Source organism: Thalassotalea sp. G20_0 (assembly GCF_017744175.1).
Lineage (GTDB): Bacteria > Pseudomonadota > Gammaproteobacteria > Pseudomonadales > Endozoicomonadaceae > Endozoicomonas.
Genome location: NZ_JAGHQV010000285.1, coordinates 1 through 919, shown reverse-complemented (window position 1 = coordinate 919; position 919 = coordinate 1). Strand labels below are relative to the sequence as shown.

1 pseudogene is annotated in these 919 nt (G+C 47.9%); it reads left to right on the top strand.

The features are described 5' to 3' along the window. Positions 1-632 (top strand): annotated as a pseudogene (locus J7438_RS26075) (IS5/IS1182 family transposase); the annotation flags it as partial. Positions 633-919: the final 287 nt, after the last annotated feature.

Here is a 919-nt window from a genome sequence, read left to right as displayed (position 1 = left end):
GGTTGAAACTCGGTCATGTCAGTCTCGATGGAACCAAGATTAAGGCCAGCGCCAGCAAGCATAAAGCGCTGAGCTACAAGTATGCCTGTCAGCTGGAAGAACAACTCAAACAGGAAGTGGCAGAGTTGATGGCAATGGCTGAAAAGGCCAATATCAACGAGCTTCCGGATGGACTGTCCATTCCCGATGAAATCAAACGGCGGGAAGACCGTCTGGCCGTCATCGCTGAAGCTAAGGCGGAAATAGAGCGTCGTGCAGAAGAGCGTTATCAGCAGGAAAAGGCTGAATACGATAAAAAAATGGAGCGTCGTCAGGAACGCAAGAATCCGGGAAAGGCACCTTGCCCACCGGAGCCGGGAGCCAGAGAGAAAGACCAGGTCAATCTGACCGATAAGGAATCCCGCATCATGCCCACTTCCGGAGGCGCGTTTGAGCAGGCCTATAATGCCCAGGCGTCGGTTGACGTAGAAAGTGGCCTGATCATTACCCGTCATGTGACGCAGGCACCGAATGATAAGAAAGAAGTCGAACCGACCCTGAATCAATTACAGGCACTGGAACCTTTCCTTGGTAAAGCGACAGGTCTATTGTCAGATAGTGGCGCTGTCCAAAATGGACCGGCCTGCTGTTAGAAGTGACCACTTCTACTGTTGATGGCGCGCTGTGCTGCAATGTGTCCATGCAGTCAAAATTCTGGTATTTAACAAATAGACACCTCATAGGACTGAGAGCCTCCAGATACCAGATCCGGACTTACGCAATTTGCTGATACTCTCTCCCCCGTTTTCTGGGAAACATTCTGTGAACTTAAATTTCATACTCTGATAAAGAATGCCTTTTGTTCCGCATCCTTAAAATGATTCACAGATAACTATTTACATTCCACATAAAACAAAATATTTTTTTGTATGTATTAGGA